Here is an 865-nt window from a genome sequence, read left to right as displayed (position 1 = left end):
GGCTTTGATGGTGACGGTGGCGTTGTTGCTCAGGGTCACGACCAGGTCGTGAGCCAGGGCGGTATTGATGTGGACGGTGAAGGTCGGTTTGACATTTTCAGCAACCGATACCTGATCGGCGGTGATGGTGACCTTGACCAGATCGCCTTCGTTGCCCGGCGTGCCTGGCTCGTCGGTCACAGCAGTGCTGACCGGGGTCTTGTCCAGAACCAGGTTCTCGAACTTGCCGACATCAGCACCGTCGACGGTGGCGATCGACTTGATCACCGCGTCGTTGGTACCAACGTAGACGTTGTCCGGAGCAGTCACGGTGGTGAAACCGGTAGTGCTATTGGCCGGGACCGTGATGACGGTGGTGCCATCACTCAGGGTGAAGGTCAACGCCGAGTGTTTGTCGATCGGCAGACCGTCTTTGTTGGTCAGCGTAATGGTGTAGGTGATCGCACCACCTTCGGTAACCGAAGGCGTAGCGGTCAGCTTGGCCACCACGTCATCCGTGGTGTCGGTCACTTTGACCGACGCCGCGTCGCCCAACTGCAGGTTCTCGAAGGTGCGACCATCGATGTCTGCTGCCGACTTCACGCCCAGCTCGATTTCGCCGGCGTCTTTGTAGACGTCGTCGCCCTGCGCTTCGTGGGTGTACGGCGCGCTGGTTTCGCCAGCCTTGATGGTAACGGTGGCGTTGTTGCTCAGGGTCACGACCAGGTCGTGGGCCAGGGCGGTGTTGATGTGGACGGTGAAGGTCGGTTTGACGTTTTCGGCCACCGATACCTGGTCAGCAGTAATGGTGACTTTGACCAAGTCGCCTTCGTTGCCGGTCCCCGGAGTACCCGAGCCAGGCTCATCGGTCACAGCAGTGCTGACT

1 protein-coding gene is annotated in these 865 nt (G+C 60.0%); it reads right to left on the bottom strand.

Translation table 11 applies throughout. From position 1 onward, the window contains the following. The coding region (locus tag AC5PZ0_RS28250) for an immunoglobulin-like domain-containing protein (protein ID WP_493856209.1) at window positions 1-865 on the bottom strand (865 nt) is incomplete at both ends.

Source organism: Pseudomonas sp. 5.2 (genome assembly GCF_059025405.1).
The sequence above is the reverse complement of the archived record's forward strand: the minus strand, read 5'-3'. Positions and strand labels throughout refer to the sequence as shown.